Genomic DNA, 19,711 nt, shown 5'->3' with positions numbered 1-19,711 from the left:
TGATATCAGCCCTTTTTAATGTCTGTGTGATCTGAGCGCAACAACTAATCGTGCTCGCTAGTTGTTTATTCTCGAGATCATTTTAGCTTTTCTAGATCAGCTTCGATCTCAGCGATCTTACTTGATACCACTTTCTCTAGGTGGCGTAAGTCGGTAAGGATCTTCTGCTTCACATCCACCTCAGCCGTTGGCGTCGGTTTGGTGATCTTGTTGAGTTCATCAATCACAAGAGTGAGGTTGCGGTTAATCTCGGTCACTTCTTTGTATTGATTATTGCCACCGCTAACAAGCACACTTTTTACTTGTCGTGGGTACTTAAACTTAACGCTTTTCGCGAACAGTTCACCTTTCTGCTTACGAAAGTAAATTTTCAGAATATCTTTGTGAGCTTCTTGGCGAAGGGAGTAACGTTCAATCTGTTTAGGTTCGTGGATACCTAAGCCAGTGAGGTTTGGATACATAAGCGACCTCTAGGTTATGAATGTAATACTTTTATGTAATTGACTTGATCAATGTAGCAGCCTAACGACGAGCTAGATAGTTGATATCTGTGAATTGATTGTAAGTTGTGGGCAAGATCGCTCTCTATCTTTACCCACTCTTATTTAGTTTTTAAACCTGCTGATAGACTGAATTCGCTTTCTAAGGTGCGAGTTCCGAAACGTGCTCGGTTAATCGCTCTCTTAGTGCCTGTTCTTGTTCTTCAGAAAGTCGCCCGCCGGTGTCACTGGTCAGAATAAACAAATCCTCTGCACGTTCGCCGATGGTGGTGATTTTGGCTCCGTGTAAGTTGATGTCTAGTTCCGCAAAGGTTGCACCGACTTGAGCTAATAACCCCGGCGTATCAAGGGCTCTTAATTCCATCAGGGTGCGTTTCTTGCTCTTAGTTGGTAGAAACTCAACTAAGGTTTTTACCTTAAAGTGCTGCAAGTTACGTGGCGTGCGACGTGTCTTAATCTTCGTTGGGCGACCATCGGCTAGAACATGGGTCAGATGTTTTGCGACCGCTTTATGTCTTGCTTCGTCAATCGCCTTGCCATGCTGATCCAGCACGATAAAGGTATCCAGAACATGACCATCTTTGCTCGCCATAACCTGAGCGTCATGAACATTAAAGTTGCGTCTGTCAAGCTCGGCAACGACGGTCGCAAACAATGCGGCTTGGTCTCTGCAGTAAACGAATACTTCAGTGCCGCCACGTGTCGCCTTTTTGCTGATTAACACTAAAGGTTGACTTGGGTCTTCCAAGCGAAGTAAGTGCTCACAATGCCAAGCAATTTGCTTGTGTGTATGACGTAAGAAGTAATCGGCTTTGAAGCGCTGCCACAGCACTTCAATTTCACGAGCGGTGAAGCCTTCTTTACGCAATAGTGCCGATGCCATTTGTTGATTGTGACGAATACGGTCTCTAACATCGACAGGGTTTTCCAAGCCGCGGCGCAGTGCTCGCTGTGTAGAGTGGAATAGTTCTGCGAGTAGGGTGCGTTTCCAGCTGTTCCATAACTCAGGGTTCGTCGCACAGATGTCGGCTACGGTTAAGCAGACCAGTAGTTCGAGTGATTCCTCATCACGAACTTTTTTTGCGAATTCGGTGATCACATCTGGGTCGTAGATATCACGACGTTGAGCCGTTACTGACATCAACAAATGATTTTGTACCAACCAGGCGACTTGTTTTGCTTCAGGTTTTGATAACCCATGTTCGATACAGAAAGAATAAGCCTCAACCGCTCCAATTTCTGAGTGATCTCCGCCACGGCCTTTACCGATGTCGTGGAAGATGGCTGCAAGGATTAGCAACTCTTTCTTCTGTACCCGTGGGTACACTTCACAACAGATAGGGTGCTTGTCGTGGTTTTCGATTTGACCAAAGCGGTTGATGTGCTTGAGTAGGCGAATACTGTGCTCATCCACGGTATAAACATGGAACAGGTCGAATTGCATCTGGCCGACGATCTGGCTCCACTGCGGTAGATACGCCGAGAGCACGCCCAATTTGTGCATCAAGCTAAACGCTTTGTGCAATGCATTGGGGTGGCGAACCAAGGTCATAAATTTCTCACGCGCTTCAGGAATAGTATGCAGGAAGCGGTTGAGCCTGCGACGTGCTGTACGTAGTTGTCGTAATGTTGGAGGGCTAACGCCTTCGATGGATGAGTCATTGGCAATATGGATAAACATATCGAGAATGGTTTCCGGCCTCGCCTGGAATAGGGCAGGCTTGCGCGCTTCTATCAACGAACCTCGGCGCTGGAAGTCATTGTCGAGAATCTCTGCTTCTTGGGTCTGACCGCCATTGATGATCGCTTGATCGAACAGCTTAAGCAGCATCTTATTGAGTTCTGCCACGCGACGAAGGGTTCGGTAGAACTCTTTCATCATCATCTCGACGCCACGATTTCCTTCGCCGGTATAACCTAGGTGTTCTGCAACTTGAGCTTGGTGAGCGAAAGTGAGGCGGTTGTCGTAACGGCGCAGTTCAATGTGCAGAGCAAAACGGACGCGCCATAGGAAATCTTGACACTCCACTAGCTCACGGTATTCCGCATCGGTAAGAAAACCATACTTACTCATTTCTAACAAAGAGGTCGCACCAAAGTGGCGACGCGCAACCCAACTCAGGGTATGGATGTCTCTGAGCCCGCCTGGAGTTGATTTGATGTCCGGCTCTAGATTGTAAGTGGTATCGTGGTAGCGAGCGTGGCGCTCTCTCTGCTCTTGAATTTTAGCCTTGTAGAAGGTTTCACTAGGCCAAAATGAATCCGAATGAATCTTCAGCTTCAGTTCTTGAAAGGTGTCTTCACTACCACACAGTAATCGAGACTCTTGCAGGTTGGTCGCAACGGTCAAATCATCAATACCGATCTCAAGACATTCGGCAATGGTACGCACCGCGTGGCCGACTTCTAATCTTAGATCCCAGAGTAGGGTGATGAATTGGCTTACTTTCTCCCCCAAGGCTGGTGGCAATGTTTTTTGCGAGACGATAAGGATATCAATGTCAGACAAAGGATGAAGTTCACCACGGCCATAGCCGCCCACTGCGACAAGGGCAATATGAGGCAGTTTGTTGAATCCGAAATGCTCCCACAAACGATTGAGAAGTAAATCCATATATTCGGAGCGCAGTAAAACCAAATCGGTGACTGGATGGTGATTCAGAAATTCATTTTTTTGATACTGCGTGAAGATCTCGAGTTGATTTTTTAATTCGCAGATTTCAATTTGTTCGTCATTGAACGTAAGAGGGCATTGATAAGGCATATGGTCTGCTATCCGTGCAAGCAAATGAGAATAGTAAACAATTTAACAGAAGCTGATGGAAAATCGAAATTGAGCGGATAAAAAATATCCTCGACAATGCGAGGATACTTTTAAAAGGCTGATGTGTTCAGTTCGGTGAACTAAGCGTTCTTCATGATACGTGGGATCGTATCATCGCTGCGTAGTGTGAGTACTTCACAACCCGTATCTGTTACAACTAGAGTGTGCTCCCACTGAGCTGAGTTCTTACTATCTGCTGTATATACAGTCCAGCTATCTTGGTCATCAAGACGACAGCCAAACTTACCTGCGTTGATCATTGGCTCGATAGTGAAACACATACCCGCTTTAAGCACTGTACGGTCGTTGTTTTTGTAGTGAACCACTTGTGGGTCTTCGTGGAACTCAGAACCAATGCCGTGACCACAGTAATCTTTTACAATAGAGAACTTAGCGCGTGGGTTGTTCTTGTTGTTGGTCTTGATGTACTTCTCGATAGCAGTACCGATTTGACCAAGTTGAACACCTGGCTTAACTTGGCGCATGCCTTCGTAAAGCGCTTCTTGAGCAACCATGCATAGACGCTTGTTTGCTGGTGAAACTTCACCCACAAGGAACATCTTAGATGTGTCACCGTGGTAACCTTGTGGACGAGTGCTTAGATCTGCGTTTTCGTCATCAGGGATGATTACCGTTATATCAACGTTCAGGATGTCGCCATCTTTTAGCACTGCAGGCTTGAATTGACCTGTGCTGCCAGTTTCATCTTGTAATGCTGGAATACCGTGACAAACAATGTGGTTGATAGACGTACAGATTGACTTAGGAAAACCGTGGTAATCAAGTGGTGCTGAGTATGCGCCTCTTTCTAAAGCGTACTCGTGGCAGATTTGGTTTAGCTCTTCTGTCGTTGTACCCACTTGAATATGAGGTTCGATCATCTCTAGAATTTCAGAAGCTAGCTTGCCAGCGACGCGCATTTTCTCGATTTCTTCAGCAGTTTTAATTTTTACAGCCATTGCATATCTCTTAATTTGGTAGCACCTAAGTGTGCATATTGGGGCTATTCTATCAGTACAGCATTTTAGCGCAACATTCCCATGTCCATACAAAGCTGGTGGATACTGATCAACCCGAGTCAATTGTGTCCGATTTATTGACGCAGAAGTGAATGAATAGCGACACTATTTATAGGTAAAATTCGCCGTTAAGGATCAGTATAGCAGTCGCCATGTTTAGAATTTTTTCTAGCCATAGATAGACAAAATATGGTATAAAGCGCGCCGGACATCAGGACTGTTTTCTCCAATAGGCGAAACAAGCTTTGTGTCCACTAACTTATTTCTTTAAATCACACACATTCCGACACATGTTCCGGGGTGCCTCAACAACACAGATAACGGCTGAAAAGTGGTTAGTTGTTAGGGGTCGGATTCATGGGGGATGTGGAGGCCTAACCCCATAGAGGATTTTAAAATGGCAACTGTATCAATGCGCGATATGCTTAAAGCTGGTGTTCACTTCGGTCACCAAACTCGTTACTGGAACCCAAAAATGAAGCCATTCATCTTTGGTGCTCGTAACAAAGTACATATCATCAACCTAGAAAAAACTGTACCAATGTTCAACGAAGCTCTAGCTGAAATCGCTAAAGTTGGCGAGAAGAAAGGTAAAGTTCTTTTTGTTGGTACTAAGCGCGCTGCATCTGAAGCTGTTAAAGAAGCTGCTATCAACAGCAACCAGTTCTACGTTAACAACCGCTGGTTAGGCGGTATGCTAACGAACTACAAAACTGTTCGTCAGTCTATCAAGCGTCTGAAAGAACTTGAAGCGCAAGCTCAAGACGGTACTTTCGACAAGCTTACTAAGAAAGAAGCTCTAATGCGTACTCGTGAAATGGAGAAGCTAGAGAAATCTCTTGGTGGTATCAAGAACATGGGCGGCCTTCCAGACGCTCTATTCGTAATCGATGCTGATCACGAACACATCGCAGTTAAAGAAGCAAACAACCTAGGTATCCCAGTTTACGCTGTAGTTGATACTAACTCTAACCCAGACGGTGTTGACTTCGTTATCCCAGGTAACGACGATGCAATCCGTGCAGTACAGCTTTACCTAAATGCTGCTGCAGACGCGGTTAAAGAAGGTCGCAACAAAGATGTTGCTGCTGTAGCTGCTGAAAAAGACGGTTTTGTAGAAGCTGAATAATAGCGGCTCTGAGCCATATTTAGTTCATATTAAGCGGTCATAATCGGTGGCTTAACGGACTGAATACAGTCAATATCAGGGGCCAATTAATTAGGCCCCTGTTTTTTATCTTTTTTAGAATTTACTGAGGAATAGAGAATGGCAACTGTAACTGCAGCTCTAGTTAAAGAACTTCGCGAGCGCACTGGCGCTGGCATGATGGAATGTAAGAAAGCGCTTGTAGAAGCAAACGCTGACATCGAACTAGCAATTGAAAACATGCGTAAGTCTGGCGCAGCGAAAGCAGCTAAGAAAGCTGGTAACGTTGCTGCTGAAGGCGCAATCATCATCAAAGAAGAGAACGGCGTAGCTGCTCTTCTTGAAGTTAACTGCCAAACTGACTTCGTAGCAAAAGATGCTAACTTCACTGCATTCGCAGAAGAAGTTGCAGCTGCTGCAGTAGCTTCTCAAGCTACTGTTGAAGAGCTACAAGCACAGTTCGAAGAGACTCGTGTTGCTCTAGTTGCAAAAATCGGCGAAAACATCAACATCCGTCGCGTACAATACGTTTCTGGTGTTGCACTAGCTTCTTACCGTCACGGTGAGAAAATCGGTGTTGTTGTTGCTGGTGAAGGCGAAGCTGAAACTCTTAAGCACGTTGCAATGCACGTTGCTGCATCACGTCCTGAGTTCCTAAACCCAGAAGACGTACCTGCAGACGTAGTTGCTAAAGAGAAAGCAGTTCAAGTTGAAATCGCTATGAACGAAGGCAAACCAGCTGAAATCGCAGAGAAAATGGTTGTTGGCCGTATGAAGAAATTCACGGGCGAAATCTCTCTAACTGGTCAAGCTTTCATCATGGAGCCTAAGCAAACTGTTGGTGCTATCCTTAAAGAGAAAGGCGCTTCAGTATCTAACTTCGTACGTCTAGAAGTTGGTGAAGGCATCGAGAAAGCAGCTGAAATGAGCTTTGCTGACGAAGTTGCAGCGGTACAAAAAGGTTAATCCTTAGCGTATTGTTTGAAAAGAGACCGTGGCAAATGCTGCGGTCTTTTTATGAATAGTGAATTATTTTTGCTTGCAACGTTAGCTGTTATGAATGCGAACTGACATGTTCAGTTTTTATCCATGACTGTTAATCATCAACTCTTTGGAAGGTAAACTCCATGACTACGAACCCTAAACCAGCGTATCAACGTATTCTGTTAAAACTTAGCGGTGAAGCACTACAAGGCGAAGAAGGTTTTGGTATTGACCCGACGATCCTTGATCGTATGGCTCAAGAAGTAAAAGAATTGGTTGAACTAGGTGTTCAAGTGGGCGTTGTTATCGGTGGCGGTAACCTGTTCCGTGGTGCAGGCCTTGCAGAAGCAGGTATGAACCGCGTTGTTGGTGACCACATGGGTATGCTTGCAACGGTAATGAACGGCCTTGCAATGCGTGATGCTCTACACCGTGCTTACGTAAACGCACGTGTAATGTCAGCAATCCCTCTTAAAGGTGTGTGTGACGACTACAACTGGGCAGATGCAATCAGCCAACTACGTCAAGGTCGTGTTGTGATCTTCTCTGCTGGTACTGGTAACCCATTCTTCACTACGGATTCTGCTGCATGTCTACGTGGTATCGAAATCGAAGCTGACGTAGTTCTAAAAGCGACAAAAGTAGATGGTGTATTTACTTCTGACCCTGTAGCAAACCCAGACGCAGAGCTGTATGATACGTTGTCTTACAACACAGTTCTTGATAAAGAACTGAAAGTAATGGACTTGGCTGCATTTACGCTAGCACGTGATCACAAAATGCCAATCCGTGTATTTAACATGAATAAACCAGGCGCACTACGTCGCGTGGTTATGGGTGAAACTGAAGGTACATTAATCAGCGACGCTGACTAATTTTTCGGGCTTACTGAGGTGTTATACTTTGGTAAGCTTATCCTTATCACTCCAAATAAAAAGCTTTCTTGAAGAAAGAACATAATCAAGGTGAAATTGTGATTAACGAAATTAAAAAAGACGCTCAAGAGCGCATGGTAAAAAGTGTTGATGCACTAAAAAACAGCCTGCAAAAGATTCGTACAGGTCGTGCGCACCCGAGCCTACTTTCTGGTCTTACTGTTGAGTACTACGGTGCTCCAACACCTTTGACTCAAGTAGCGAACGTTATCGCTGAAGATGCGCGTACACTAGCTATCACAGTGTTTGATAAAACACTGACTCCTCTAGTTGAAAAAGCAATCCTAACATCTGACCTAGGTCTAAACCCTATGTCTGCGGGGACGGTTATCCGTGTTCCACTTCCACCGCTAACGGAAGAGCGTCGTAAAGACCTAGTTAAAATCGTTCGTGGCGAAGCTGAAGGTGGCCGTGTTGCTATCCGTAACATCCGTCGTGACGCGAATGGCGATCTAAAAGCGCTTCTTAAAGATAAAGAAATCTCTGAAGACGAAGATCGTAAAGCACAAGACGAAATTCAAAAGCTAACTGACGCTGCGGTTAAGAACGTAGATGAAGTTCTAGCAACTAAAGAAAAAGAGTTGATGGAAGTTTAATTTTCCATATTCTTTTCTTTCCGGAAAAACGCTGTACTCACGGTGCAGCGTTTTTTTATGCTACTCTGTTCGACTATTAGAATTTGATTCACTCTTTTATGCATAATTCTCAAGCGTTCACAGACTCTCTTCCTAAACACATTGCTATCATTATGGATGGTAATGGTCGCTGGGCAAAAGCTCAGGGCAAACCTCGCGTCTTTGGTCATAAAAACGGTGTTCAAGCCGTTCGAAAAACCATCTCTTCTGCAGCCAGACTTGGCATTAAAGCCGTTACTCTTTTTGCGTTTAGTAGCGAGAACTGGCGTCGTCCTGAAGAAGAAGTCGGTATCTTGATGGAACTGTTTATTTCAGTGCTATCGAGTGAAGTAAAAAAGCTTCATAAAAATAATCTGCAACTTCGTGTTATTGGTGATAAAAGTCGTTTCAATGCTCGACTACAAAAGAAGATAGAAGAAGCGGAAGCTTTGACTAGCACCAATACCGGTATGGTTATTAATATTGCAGCAAATTACGGCGGTAAGTGGGATATCCAGCAAGCAATGACCTCGATTGCTCAACAGGTAAAGTCTGGCGATATTAATGTAGAAGACATTGATGAAGCTATGATTACACAGCACCTGACTATGGCAGATATTCCTGAAGTTGATCTGCTTATCCGCACCAGTGGTGAATGCCGCATTAGTAATTTTATGCTTTGGCAGTTGGCTTACGCCGAAATGTATTTCACTGAACAATTCTGGCCAGACTTTAATGAAGACAGCTTAGTAGAAGCTGTGACTTGGTTTGTTAACCGTGAGCGTCGTTTTGGATGCACCGGTGAACAAATTAAAGCTCTGATGGACAGTTAATAAGGATTTTTTGGTTTGAAACAACGAATTATTACGGCGTTGATTTTGGCTCCCCTAGTTATTCTAGGAATTTTCGAGTTATCACTTCCCACGTTTATTCTTTCATTGGCGGTTATTTCGCTATTGGGGTACTGGGAGTGGACTCAATTTGTTGAAAGCAAATCGCGTTATTTAGCGTTGATTCCTACGGTTGTGGTCAGTGCTGCAAGTTTTGCTTTTATCCCTTTTGATGCATTCAGCCTTAATAACTTGTCTACTGCTCACTATGCCATTCTAACGATTGGCTCTATTTGGTGGGTAATCGCGAGTGGCATGGCCGTGACTTATCCTAAGTCTATGCCTGCATGGAAAGACTCTTCCCTTCTTCGCCACGCCTTCGGTGTGCTGACTCTACTTCCATTCTTCTGGAGTGTGGTTATCCTGCGTGCTAACGGTATTGATATTGATCCTTACCACGGTGCTAAATTGGTGATGTTCGTTTGCTTGCTCGTTTGGGCGGCGGACAGCGGTGCTTATTTTTCAGGAAAGAGTTTTGGTAAGCGTAAAATGGCGCCAGCGGTAAGCCCTAACAAGACGATTGAAGGTCTTATTGGTGGCATCATTACAGCAGTGATCGTGGCTTGGATTTTTGCTGACTTGTTTGATATCCAATTTACAAGTCCTCTTCACATGATTGTTATTACTCTTGTGACCGTCGTTATCTCTGTGCTTGGTGACCTTGTTGAAAGCATGTTTAAACGTGTTTCTGGGGTGAAAGACAGCAGTAATCTGATTCCCGGTCATGGTGGTATACTAGATAGAATAGATAGCTTAACGGCTGCATTCCCTGTCTTTGCTCTGCTTTATTTAGCATTCTAATAAAAGAGGGCAGTGTTTCTGCCCTTTATTACATTTCTACGGTCATATGTGATGCGAAATCTAACTATTCTTGGCGCTACAGGCTCAATTGGTGCAAGTACACTAAAAGTCGTTGAGCAAAACCCAGACCTCTATTCAGTCGTGGCACTGGCTGCCGGCTCGAATGTTGAAAAGATGCTGGCGTTAGTTGAAAAGTGGCAACCTAGCTATGTTGCTATGGCTTGCCCAGATGCTGCGTCTCTGCTGACTGAAGTATTGTCCGCTAATTACCCTAATGTAATAGTACTTTCAGGTACTGAAGGCATGTGTCAGGTCGCTTCTCTAGATGAAGTGGACACAGTAATGGCCGCAATTGTGGGTGCCGCAGGTTTGCTTCCTACGATGTCTGCGGTTAAGGCTGGTAAGCGTATCTTGCTTGCTAACAAAGAAGCTTTGGTAATGTCAGGGCAACTGTTTATCGATGCCGTGGAAAAGTACGGTGCTGAGCTCCTTCCTGTTGATAGTGAGCACAATGCGATCTTTCAGTGCTTGCCTCAAAACGTACAAACCAATTTGGGTCGTTGTGATTTAGAAGCGAACGGTATTAACCATATTCTATTAACAGGTTCTGGTGGTCCTTTCCGCTATACCAATGTAGCTGAACTCGAATCAGTGACCCCTGAACGCGCGATTGCGCACCCTAACTGGTCTATGGGGCCTAAGATCTCGGTCGACTCTGCGACTATGATGAATAAAGGTCTTGAGTACATTGAAGCGAAATGGTTGTTTAATGCTTCTCAAGAGCAGTTGAAAGTGATTATTCATCCTCAGTCTGTGATTCATTCTATGGTCCAATATAAGGATGGATCTGTGCTTGCTCAAATGGGCGAACCTGATATGGCGACGCCCATCGCTTTGACGATGTCTTACCCTGAGCGCACTGAAGCGGGTGTTAAGCCTCTGGATTTCACCAAAGTGGGTGAGCTTACTTTCCTAGAACCAGACTTGAGCCGTTACCCATGTTTAAGGCTGGCGATTGAAGCGTGTTACTTAGGTCAGCACGCTACAACCGCAATTAACGCGGCAAACGAAATTGCAGTCGATGCTTTCTTGAACAATAGAGTGAAGTTTACCGATATTGCTGTTATTAACGAACATGTTATGAGCAAAGTATGTGAACAACATAACTCTGAGGGCTTAGATAGCTTGGAAAGCCTTCTCGAGCTAGATAATATGTCTCGTCAAATAGCCAATCAATTTATTAAAGAGCAGCTAGCATGAGTGGAATTCTGTGGAACTTCGCATCCTTTATTGTAGCGCTTGGCATTCTGGTCGCTGTTCATGAGTTTGGACACTTCTGGGTTGCTCGTCGCTGTGGTGTAAAAGTTGAGAAATTCTCGATTGGTTTTGGTAAATCAATCTGGAGCAAAGTTGGCCGTGATGGTACGGAATACAGCTTGTCAGTCATTCCATTGGGCGGCTACGTTAAGATGCTTGATGGTCGAGTTGATGACCTTTCTGAAGACGAACAACAATACGCTTTTGATAAGAAGCCATTATGGAAAAGAACGGCGATAGTTGGTGCAGGCCCTGCGTTTAACTTTATCTTTGCTGTTTTTGCGTATTGGCTGGTGTTTTTGATTGGTGTGCCAGCGGTTAAGCCTGTCATTGGTGAAGTCACTCCACAATCTATTGCTGCACAAGCCGGAATTGAAACTGGAATGGAACTTAAATCTATTTCAGGAATCAAAACCGCAGATTGGGAATCAGTCAATATGGGTTTGATATCACATATTGGCGACCAATCGATGACTGTGACGGTTGCTTCTCAAGACGATATCGGCTTTGAGCAACAGATGACATTGGATATTTCAGACTGGTCATTCAACCCAGAAACTGAATCTGCAATGACAACGCTGGGCTTTAGACCGTATTCTCCAGAGATATCGACCGTATTGGCTCAAATCATTGATGATGGCGCTGCATATGACGCAGGTCTTGAAGCTGGCGATAAAATTGTTGAGATTAACGGGCAACCTATTGAACAGTGGCAGTCGGTTGTTGATTTAATCCGATCAAATCCGATGACATCCTTGGATCTTGTCGTATTGCGAAATGGTGCTGAACAGTCATTGGTTATGACGCCGAAAAGCCGCGAACTTTCTGATGGTTCAACAATCGGTTATGCGGGTATTGCTCCAGAAGTCGCAGAATGGCCAGAAGATTATCGCTTTGAGTTACAATTTGGTGTAATTGAGTCTGTAGGAAAAGCATTTGATAAAACAGGTCAAATCATTGGTCTGACACTCACTATGCTGAAGAAGCTCATCGTTGGTGATGTAGGCTTAAACAACTTAAGCGGCCCGATTTCAATTGCTAAAGGCGCAGGTACAACCGCCGATTACGGTTTGGTTTACTTCTTAGGCTTTTTAGCTCTGATTAGTGTTAACTTAGGTATTATTAATTTGGTTCCGCTGCCTATGCTTGATGGCGGACATTTGCTCTTTTTCGCTATTGAGGCCGTTACTCGTAAACCAGTCCCTGAGAAAGTTCAGGAGATGGGATACAGGGTGGGAGGTGCAATCCTCTTCTCTTTGATGGCTCTGGCAATATTTAATGATTTTACTCGTCTGTGAATGGTTTCTCACAGGCATTGGTAGTAGCAAGGAATAATTAGAATAAGTATGGCGATTAAGCAAATTCTGTTCGCAAGTCTACTAGCCACTAGTGTGGCAGCGAACGGAGCACAAAACTTTGTAGTTCAAGATATCAAGATTGAAGGTTTACAGCGTGTTGCACTTGGTGCAGCTCTACTGAAAATGCCAGTGCGTATTGGCGATGAAGTGGATGAGAGCGATGTATCTGAGATCATTCGTGCATTGTATGCTTCGGGTAACTTTGAAGACGTAAAAGTCCTTCGCGATGAAGGTGTTTTAGTTGTTCAAGTGAAAGAACGACCGACCATCGCAAGCATCTCATTCTCAGGCAACAAAGCGATCAAAGAAGAGCAGCTTCAGCAGAACCTAGATGCGTCTGGTGTTCGTGAAGGTGAAGCTCTTGACCGTACAACGCTGAGTAACATTGAGAAAGGTCTTGAAGATTTTTATTACAGTGTTGGTAAATACAATGCGACAGTAAAAGCGGTTGTGACGCCTTTGCCACGTAACCGTTCTGACCTTAAGTTTGTCTTTACTGAGGGCGTTTCCGCTAAGATCCAGCAAATTAACTTTATCGGAAACGAAGTCTTCACTGATGCAGAACTGCTTAGCCGTTTCAATCTCAATGTAGATGTTGCTTGGTGGAACTTCCTAGCTGATGAGAAATATCAGAAGCAAGTACTGGCTGGTGATATTGAAGCGCTGAAATCGTACTACCTTGACCGCGGTTACCTAAAATTTAAGGTTGACTCAACACAAGTAGCGATCTCTCCAGATAAGAAAGGCGTTTACATCACGCTTGGTCTTGATGAAGGCGAAGCTTACACAGTTAAAGATGTATCGTTCCGCGGTGAGCTTATTGGCCGCGAGGCTGATTTTGATGCTCTAGTCCCATTTGAAGATGGAGATACGTACAACGGATCTTCTGTGACCTCTCTTGAAGAGGGCGTAAAACGCATCCTTGGTGAGTCAGGCTACGCTTACCCGCAAGTTCGCACGATTCCAGAATTCAATGACGAGACCAAAGAAGTATCACTTGTTATCAATGTAGAAGCGGGTAGCCGTATCTACGTTCGTGACATTCGATTCACGGGTAACAACTCAACGAAAGATGAAGTGTTGCGTCGTGAAATGCGTCAGATGGAAGGTAGCTGGCTTAACTCTAAGTCAATTGATACTGGTAAGAGCCGTCTAAACCGTTTAGGTTTCTTCGAAACAGTTGATGTACAAACAGTTCGAGTTCCAGGCAGCGAAGACCAAGTCGATTTGGTTTACAATGTTAAAGAGGCAAACTCAGGCAGCATCAACTTTGGTGTTGGCTACGGTACTGAGTCTGGTGTCAGCTTCCAAGTTGGTCTTCAACAAGATAACTTTGCGGGCTCTGGTAATCGTGTTGGCGTAAGTGCCATGATGAACGATTACCAAAAGAACGTGAGCTTAGACTACCGTGACCCATACTGGAACCTAGATGGTGTGAGCTTGGGTGGTAAGATATTCTACAACGAGTTTGAAGCATCTGAAGCGGGTATCGTCGACTATACCAACCAAAGTTATGGTACTAGCCTAACATGGGGTTTCCCTATGGATGAGCTCAACCGTATTGAGTTTGGTGTTGGTTATACGCACAACAAGATCGGTAACGTACCGACGTATATCCAAGTTGAACAGTTTGCGAGAAGTATCGACCAATATGGTGACGAGCACATCTTGACCGATGACTTCGATATCAATATTTCTTGGACACGTAACAACCTGAACCGTGGTTTCTTCCCAACCGAGGGTAACCACCAACGTGCTTTCGCTAAAATGACAGTTCCGGGCTCTGATGCTCAGTACTTCAAGATGCAGTACGATGTAAAACATTACATCCCGCTGACCAAAAAGCATGAGTTCACACTATTGATGCGTGGCCGATTAGGCTATGGTAATGGCTATGGTCAAACGGATGGTAACGATAACTTGTTCCCATTCTATGAAAACTACTACGCGGGTGGTTTTACAACCCTACGTGGTTTTGGCTCTAACTCGGCTGGTCCGAAAGCGGTTTACGGAAGCAGCACGGGTAACAACCCAACCTACGATACCGCTACCGATGATTCTGTAGGTGGTAACGCGGTTGCTTTGGCAAGTTTAGAGTTAATCGTACCGACTCCGTTTGCTTCTGATGAAGCGCGTAGTCAGATCCGAACCAGTGTCTTCTTTGACATGGCTAGTGTATGGGATACAGAATTCGTAGACCGTGGCGCACCTAACAGTGGCGGCCAGTACTACTACGATTATTCTGATCCAACAAATTACCGTTCATCTTATGGTGCAGCCCTTCAATGGATGTCACCGATGGGCCCACTGGTTTTCTCTCTAGCGAAACCAATTAAAATTTACGAAGGTGATGATGAGGAATTCTTCACATTCACCATTGGTAGAACTTTCTAATATTTAAAGGACAATATTTTGAAAAATATGATTAAAGCAGCAGGTTTAGGCCTTGTAGTTCTTAGCTCTTCTTTCTTTGCAACAGCTGCAGAAGCTGCGCAAAAAGTGGGTTATGTAAATACTGCACAAGTATTCCAGGCTCTACCTCAGCGTGAAGTTGTTCTTCAAAAAATGCAGGAAGAGTTCAAAGACAAAGCAGCTGAGCTACAAAGCATTCAAGCTGAAGCAAAAACGAAGATTGAAAAGCTTAAGCGTGATGGCGAGCTACTAGGTCCTGACGAAGTTGAGAAGCTACGTATCGAAGTAGGCCAACTAGACAGCAAGTACAAAATCAAAGCTCAAGCACTAGAAAAAGCAAGCCAACGTCGTGAAGCACAAGAGAAGCAGAAGCTATTCAAAGTGATTCAAGATGCTGTAACGAAAGTTGCAGAGAAAGAAGGCTACGACATGATCGTTGATATTCAAGCCCTGCAATACGGCAAGCCAGAATACAACATCTCTGAGAAAGTAATTAAAGCACTGAAATAAGTTTTATGAAGAATCTGACTTTAGCCGAATTGGCAACGATTACCGGGGGAGAGCTACACGGAGATGGTACTATTACCGTTTCAGCAGTCGCTCCTATGGATAAAGCGCAAGAAGGTAACATTACGTTCCTTTCTAACGTGAAGTACAGCAAGCACCTAGGTGACTGTAAAGCATCCGCTATTATGGTTAAAGAGAGTGAGCGTGAACTGTGTAAGACTAACGTTATTGTGGTTAATGACCCTTACGTTGCTTTTGCGAAAGTTGCTCAAGCGCTTGATACTACTCCTGCACCCGCTGCGGCTATTGCTGATTCAGCTTCGATTGCAAGCGATGCGACAATTGGGCAAAACGTGTCTATTGGTGCAAACGCTGTGATTGAGTCTGGTGTTGTTCTTGGTGACGATGTGATCATCGGCGCGGGCTGCTTCATTGGCAAAAATGCAAAAATTGGCACGGGCACTAAGCTTTGGGCTAATGTCAGCATTTACCATGAAGTTGTGATTGGCGAAGCATGTTTGATTCAATCAAGCACGGTTATCGGCTCTGATGGCTTTGGTTATGCGAACGAAAAAGGCGAGTGGGTTAAGATCCCGCAAGTCGGTTCTGTTTGCATTGGTAACCGCGTAGAAATCGGCGCGTGTACTACTATCGACCGCGGTGCATTAGATGACACAATCATTGAAGATAACGTTATCTTAGATAACCAACTTCAAATTGCTCACAATGTTCACATCGGATATGGTTCAGCTCTTGCGGGTGGTACTATCATTGCAGGCAGCACGACGATAGGTAAGTACTGTATTATCGGTGGCGGCAGTGTGATTAATGGTCACATTGAAATCGTTGACGGCGTTACAATCACCGGTATGGGGATGGTAATGCGCAGCATCACTGAGAAAGGCATGTACTCTTCGGGTATTCCTTTACAGCCAAACAAAGAATGGCGTAAAACAGCAACGCGTGTTCATCGTATTGATGAAATGAACAAGCGTTTGAAAACCGTTGAAAAACTTATTGAGAAGAGCGCGGAATCATAATTCCAGCATTTCTAATAAAAGGCTCGCGTACAGCGAGTCTTTTTCGTTTATAATCCTTCTAATTAAATAAAGAATATACATAGGAATACGACTTTGACTACTGAACAGACAACGATGAACATTACTGAAATTCAGGAACTATTACCTCATCGCTACCCATTCTTAATGGTTGATCGTGTGACTAGCTTTGAAAAAGAAAAAACACTGACTGCGATTAAGAATGTCTCTGTTAACGAACCTCAGTTCACAGGCCACTTCCCACAACTTCCTGTATTCCCAGGCGTGTTGATCTTAGAAGCAATGGCACAAGCAACAGGCCTTCTAGCATTTAAATCTTTTGGTGCGCCTTCTGGCAACGAACTGTACTACTTTGCTAGCGTAGATAAAGCTAAATTCCGTAAGCCAGTAGTGCCTGGTGATCAACTGGTTATCGAAGTTGAATTCTTAAAAGAGCGACGTGGTATTGCATCTTTCAACGGTGTAGCGAAAGTTGACGGCGACGTTGTATGTTCAGCTGAACTTAAATGTGCTCGTAGAGAGTTTTAATATGATTCATGAAACAGCGAAAATTCACCCGGCAGCAGTAATCGAAGGTGATGTAACTATCGGTGCTAACGTGACGGTTGGGCCTTTCACTTACATTGCTGGTAACGTGACAATTGGTGACGACACTGAAGTGATGTCGCATGTTGTGATCAAAGGTCACACAACCATTGGCAAAGAAAACCGTATCTTCCCACACGCTGTTATTGGTGAAGAAAACCAAGACAAGAAATACGGTGGCGAAGAGACGACGGTTGTGATCGGTGATCGCAACGTGATTCGTGAAGCGGTTCAAATCCACCGTGGTACGGTTCAAGATAAAGCAACCACTGTAATTGGTGATGACAACCTACTTTGTGTTAATGCTCACGTAGCGCACGATGTTATTGTTGGTAACAACACTCACATTGGCAACAACGCTATTCTTGGCGGACACGTTACGGTTGGCGACTACGCTGGTGTAATGGCACTTTCTGCGATTCACCCATTCTGCTCGATTGGTGCTTACGCTTACATTGGTGGCTGTTCTGCCGTTGTTCAAGATGTTCTACCGTACGTGCTTGCACAGGGTAACCACGCTGCACCATTCGGTCTTAACCTAGTAGGTTTGAAGCGTAACGGATTTGAGAAACCTGAAATTCGTGCACTACAGAAAGCGTACAAAGAGCTTTACCGCTCTGGCAAAACACTCGAAGAAGCGAAAGCGGCTTTAGTTGAAATGGCGAAAGAGTTTGCTTCGGTAGCTCCTATGTTAGAGATGCTAGAGAACTCTGAGCGCGGTATTATTCGTTAATACCAAGTGTGATTGATATAAAAAAGATCGCTACTTTTAAGGCGATCTTTTTTGTTTTAGGCGAGAAGGGAATTGGAAAACTATGGCACAGCAAGAAGCACAAACCAATAACTCGAACTTTGTTTCCAACGAGCCACTGCGTGTAGGCATTGTTGTCGGCGAACTCTCTGGTGACACGCTTGGTGAAGGTTTTATCAAAGCAATCAAATCGCAGTACCCGAATGCTGAGTTCGTGGGTATTGGCGGACCAAAAATGAAAGCGCTTGGTTGTGAGTCTCTTTTCGAGATGGAAGAGCTAGCTGTCATGGGCTTAGTTGAAGTGCTTGGCCGTTTACCTCGCTTATTGAAAGTGAAAGCAGAGCTGGTGAAGTATTTTACTCAAAACCCGCCCGATGTTTTTGTGGGTATTGATGCGCCTGACTTCAACCTAAGACTAGAGTTAGACCTAAAGAACGCCGGTATCAAAACGGTACATTACGTGAGCCCTTCAGTATGGGCTTGGCGTCCTAAGCGTATCTTTAAAATCGACAAAGCAACCGACTTGGTACTGGCATTCTTGCCGTTCGAAAAAGCGTTCTACGATAAATATAACGTTGCCTGTGAGTTTGTTGGCCACACGTTGGCAGATGCCATTCCTTTAGAGCCAAGTAAAAAAGACGCTCGAGAGCTGTTAGGTCTTGATCAAGACAAGCAGTGGTTAGCCGTATTGCCGGGCAGTCGCGGTGGTGAGATGGGCTTGATTGCTCAACCATTTATCGAAACGTGCCAGCGTATAAAGCATAAGTATCCTGATATCAATTTTGTTGTTGCGCTCGTTAATGAGCAGCGCAAAAAGCAGTTTACTGAAATCTGGCAAGTAACAGCGCCTGAGCTTGAATTTACACTCGTTGAAGATACGGCGACAAATGTGATTACCGCGTCTGACTCTGTGCTTTTGGCATCCGGAACAGTGGCTCTTGAATGTATGTTGCTGAAGCGTCCTATGGTCGTTGGCTACAAAGTAAATAAGCTGACGGGTTACATTGTGAAGAAGCTAGCGATCACTGAGTTTGTATCATTGCCAAACATTCTGGCGGGCGAAGAGATAGTGAAAGAGCACATTCTTGAAGAGTGCCATCCAGACTTTTTGTTCCCGTCTGTCGATAAGATGCTATCAGCAGATAACACCGGTTTGATTGAGCGCTTTACCGAGATGCATCACTGGATTCGTAAAGATGCTGATAAGCAAGCTGCCAACGCGGTGCTGAAATTAATCGGTCGAGAGTTTGTTGAATCATAAAGCGCTTATTTAAAAAGCACTTGCTTAAAAGTTACAAAGAGAATTGTCATGGCAGTAAAAGAGAAAAAAGAGCTTCCTCCATTTGAATATCCGCAAGGCTACCAGTTATTTGCTGGTGTGGATGAAGTTGGGCGTGGCCCTTTGGTTGGTGACGTGGTGACCGCTGCGGTTATTCTCGATCCAAATAACCCAATCGAAGGCTTGAACGATTCAAAGAAACTGTCAGAGAAAAAGCGTCTTGCGTTGCTTCCTGAAATCAAAGAGAAAGCGTTGGCGTGGTCTGTCGGCCGTTGTTCCCCACAAGAAATTGATGAGTTGAACATCCTGCAAGCGACGATGGTTGCAATGCAGCGAGCTATCGCGGGGTTGAGCGTTCAACCTGATATGGCGCTAATCGATGGCAACCGCGTCCCACAACTGCCGATGGACGGTCTGGCGGTTGTGAAGGGTGACTTACGAGTAGCTGAAATCAGTGCGGCGTCTATTATCGCTAAAGTGGTTCGTGACCAAGAGATGGAAGAGCTTGATAAACTTCATCCGGAGTTTGGTTTTGCTAAACACAAAGGTTACCCGACGAAGGCGCATTTCGAGGCCATTGAAAAGCATGGTGTTACCGAGCACTATCGTAAGAGCTTTAAGCCAGTAAAGCGTATTCTGGGCATTGATTAAGTTCTACATAGATAAGATCTAAGCTTCGAATAAATTTGCTTACTAGCAGTAGAAAAAAATAGAATACATTCAGTTGTAA

General features: G+C 44.6%; 18 protein-coding genes. 15 read left to right on the top strand and 3 right to left on the bottom strand.

The genetic code is table 11. The features are described 5' to 3' along the window. Window positions 1-77 precede the first annotated feature (77 nt). The 3 genes from BCT34_RS15860 to map form a co-directional block, all read right to left on the bottom strand. On the bottom strand, window positions 78-461 hold the full coding sequence (locus BCT34_RS15860) for a DUF3461 family protein (RefSeq protein ID WP_004734354.1): 384 nt from the start codon (window positions 459-461) through the stop codon (window positions 78-80). Between the two features lie 181 nt (window positions 462-642). Further along, the gene (glnD, locus tag BCT34_RS15855) at window positions 643-3,264 is read right to left on the bottom strand and encodes a bifunctional uridylyltransferase/uridylyl-removing protein GlnD (protein ID WP_076656871.1); all 2,622 of its coding nucleotides are present in this window, start codon (window positions 3,262-3,264) and stop codon (window positions 643-645) included. A 140-nt stretch (window positions 3,265-3,404) separates the two neighbouring features. Then, window positions 3,405-4,283 (bottom strand): type I methionyl aminopeptidase, encoded by an 879-nt coding sequence (gene map / locus BCT34_RS15850; RefSeq protein WP_076656872.1) that lies wholly within the window; start codon window positions 4,281-4,283, stop codon window positions 3,405-3,407. 457 nt (window positions 4,284-4,740) lie between these two features. On the opposite strand from map, the gene rpsB reads away from it, so the two are divergent. From rpsB to rnhB, 15 genes are all read left to right on the top strand, one after another. Further along, window positions 4,741-5,472, top strand: a complete 732-nt coding sequence (gene rpsB, locus BCT34_RS15845) for a 30S ribosomal protein S2 (protein ID WP_032547152.1) — start codon at window positions 4,741-4,743, stop codon at window positions 5,470-5,472. 138 nt (window positions 5,473-5,610) lie between these two features. Then, window positions 5,611-6,456 carry a translation elongation factor Ts gene (gene tsf, locus BCT34_RS15840; RefSeq protein ID WP_017630772.1) on the top strand — a complete coding sequence of 282 codons (846 nt, stop codon included), beginning with the start codon at window positions 5,611-5,613 and terminating at the stop codon, window positions 6,454-6,456. Between the two features lie 161 nt (window positions 6,457-6,617). Next, window positions 6,618-7,349, top strand: a complete 732-nt coding sequence (gene pyrH, locus BCT34_RS15835) for a UMP kinase (RefSeq protein ID WP_017630771.1) — start codon at window positions 6,618-6,620, stop codon at window positions 7,347-7,349. Window positions 7,350-7,447: 98 nt separating this feature from the next. After that, window positions 7,448-8,005 (top strand): ribosome recycling factor, encoded by a 558-nt coding sequence (frr, locus tag BCT34_RS15830; RefSeq protein ID WP_026084234.1) that lies wholly within the window; start codon window positions 7,448-7,450, stop codon window positions 8,003-8,005. A 98-nt stretch (window positions 8,006-8,103) separates the two neighbouring features. Beyond that, window positions 8,104-8,856, top strand: coding sequence for an isoprenyl transferase (locus tag BCT34_RS15820; RefSeq protein ID WP_076656873.1), 753 nt, complete (start codon window positions 8,104-8,106; stop codon window positions 8,854-8,856). A 15-nt stretch (window positions 8,857-8,871) separates the two neighbouring features. Then, window positions 8,872-9,714: a phosphatidate cytidylyltransferase gene (locus tag BCT34_RS15815; RefSeq protein ID WP_076656874.1), complete on the top strand. Its 843-nt coding sequence runs from the start codon at window positions 8,872-8,874 to the stop codon at window positions 9,712-9,714. A gap of 51 nt (window positions 9,715-9,765) precedes the next feature. Next, complete coding sequence (gene ispC / locus BCT34_RS15810; protein ID WP_076656875.1) at window positions 9,766-10,974, top strand: 1-deoxy-D-xylulose-5-phosphate reductoisomerase; 1,209 nt, start codon at window positions 9,766-9,768, stop codon at window positions 10,972-10,974. Continuing rightward, a complete protein-coding gene (gene rseP / locus BCT34_RS15805; protein WP_076656876.1) occupies window positions 10,971-12,329 on the top strand; it encodes a sigma E protease regulator RseP in 1,359 nt (452 codons plus the stop codon). Before ispC ends, rseP begins: the two co-directional genes overlap by 4 nt. 48 nt (window positions 12,330-12,377) lie before the next feature. Next, window positions 12,378-14,783 carry an outer membrane protein assembly factor BamA gene (gene bamA / locus BCT34_RS15800; protein WP_076656877.1) on the top strand — a complete coding sequence of 802 codons (2,406 nt, stop codon included), beginning with the start codon at window positions 12,378-12,380 and terminating at the stop codon, window positions 14,781-14,783. A gap of 27 nt (window positions 14,784-14,810) precedes the next feature. Further along, window positions 14,811-15,311, top strand: coding sequence for an OmpH family outer membrane protein (locus BCT34_RS15795; protein WP_017056311.1), 501 nt, complete (start codon window positions 14,811-14,813; stop codon window positions 15,309-15,311). A 5-nt stretch (window positions 15,312-15,316) separates the two neighbouring features. After that, window positions 15,317-16,348, top strand: coding sequence for a UDP-3-O-(3-hydroxymyristoyl)glucosamine N-acyltransferase (lpxD, locus tag BCT34_RS15790; RefSeq protein WP_076656878.1), 1,032 nt, complete (start codon window positions 15,317-15,319; stop codon window positions 16,346-16,348). 93 nt (window positions 16,349-16,441) lie between these two features. Further along, entirely contained in the window at window positions 16,442-16,894 is a 453-nt protein-coding gene (fabZ, locus tag BCT34_RS15785; RefSeq protein WP_048661224.1) for a 3-hydroxyacyl-ACP dehydratase FabZ, read from the top strand. 1 nt (window position 16,895) lies between these two features. Further along, window positions 16,896-17,684 carry an acyl-ACP--UDP-N-acetylglucosamine O-acyltransferase gene (gene lpxA / locus BCT34_RS15780; protein WP_076656879.1) on the top strand — a complete coding sequence of 263 codons (789 nt, stop codon included), beginning with the start codon at window positions 16,896-16,898 and terminating at the stop codon, window positions 17,682-17,684. An 82-nt stretch (window positions 17,685-17,766) separates the two neighbouring features. After that, window positions 17,767-18,963 carry a lipid-A-disaccharide synthase gene (lpxB, locus tag BCT34_RS15775; RefSeq protein ID WP_076656880.1) on the top strand — a complete coding sequence of 399 codons (1,197 nt, stop codon included), beginning with the start codon at window positions 17,767-17,769 and terminating at the stop codon, window positions 18,961-18,963. Window positions 18,964-19,011: 48 nt separating this feature from the next. After that, complete coding sequence (gene rnhB / locus BCT34_RS15770; RefSeq protein ID WP_076656881.1) at window positions 19,012-19,632, top strand: ribonuclease HII; 621 nt, start codon at window positions 19,012-19,014, stop codon at window positions 19,630-19,632. Window positions 19,633-19,711: the final 79 nt, after the last annotated feature.

Source organism: Vibrio sp. 10N.261.45.E2, from assembly GCF_002875705.1.
Classification (GTDB): domain Bacteria; phylum Pseudomonadota; class Gammaproteobacteria; order Enterobacterales; family Vibrionaceae; genus Vibrio.
This window is presented reverse-complemented; position numbering and strand designations above follow the sequence as displayed.